This is a genomic window from Thauera butanivorans NBRC 103042 (genome assembly GCF_001591165.1).
GTDB lineage: Bacteria > Pseudomonadota > Gammaproteobacteria > Burkholderiales > Rhodocyclaceae > Thauera > Thauera butanivorans.
Genome location: NZ_BCUG01000135.1, coordinates 1 through 1,167, shown reverse-complemented (window position 1 = coordinate 1,167; position 1,167 = coordinate 1). Strand labels below are relative to the sequence as shown.

Annotated in this window: 1 protein-coding gene; it reads right to left on the bottom strand. The window is 63.8% G+C overall.

The window, feature by feature from the left end; genetic code table 11:
- Window positions 1-3: 3 nt before the first annotated feature.
- A partial coding sequence (tuf, locus tag TBU01S_RS22685) for an elongation factor Tu (protein WP_217999694.1) occupies window positions 4-1,167 on the bottom strand: 1,164 nt, incomplete at its 5' end.

Below are 1,167 nucleotides of genomic sequence, written 5' to 3'. Positions count from 1 at the left end.
GTATTACTCGATGACCTTGGCGACGACGCCGGCGCCGACGGTGCGGCCGCCTTCGCGGATCGCGAAGCGCAGACCTTCTTCCATCGCGATCGGCGCGATCAGCTTCACCGTGATCGACACGTTGTCGCCCGGCATCACCATCTCGGTGCCTTCCGGCAGCTCGATCGAGCCGGTCACGTCCGTCGTACGGAAGTAGAACTGCGGACGGTAGTTGTTGAAGAACGGCGTGTGACGACCACCCTCTTCCTTCGACAGCACATACACCTCACCCGTGAAGTGGGTGTGCGGCGTGATCGAACCCGGCTTGGCCAGCACCTGGCCACGCTCGACGTCTTCACGCTTGGTGCCGCGCAGCAGCACGCCGACGTTGTCGCCCGCCTGGCCCTGATCCAGCAGCTTGCGGAACATTTCCACGCCGGTGCAGGTGGTCTTGACCGTCGGCTTGATGCCGACGATCTCGATTTCCTCGCCAACCTTGACGATGCCGCGTTCGACACGGCCCGTCACCACGGTGCCACGACCCGAGATCGAGAACACGTCTTCGATCGGCAGCAGGAAGGGCTTGTCGATCGCACGTTCCGGCGTCGGGATGTAGGTATCCAGCGCTTCGGCCAGACGGAAGATCGCCGGCTCGCCGATCTCCGACTGGTCGCCTTCGAGCGCCTTCAGCGCCGAACCCTTGATGATCGGAATGTCGTCGCCCGGGAAGTCGTACTTCGACAGCAGTTCGCGCACTTCCATCTCGACCAGCTCGAGCAGCTCTTCGTCGTCGACCATGTCGCACTTGTTCAGGAAGACGATGATGTAGGGCACGCCCACCTGGCGCGCCAGCAGGATGTGCTCGCGCGTCTGCGGCATCGGGCCGTCCGCGGCCGAGCACACCAGGATCGCACCGTCCATCTGCGCCGCACCGGTGATCATGTTCTTGACGTAGTCGGCGTGACCCGGGCAGTCGACGTGCGCGTAGTGACGGTCGGCCGTCTCGTACTCGACGTGCGAGGTGTTGATCGTGATGCCGCGCGCCTTTTCTTCCGGCGCGCTGTCGATCGACGCGTAGTCCTTCGCCTCGCCGCCGAACTTCTTCGTCAGCACCGTCGTGATCGCGGCCGTCAGCGTCGTCTTGCCGTGGTCAACGTGACCAATCGTGCCAACGTTGACGTGCGGCTT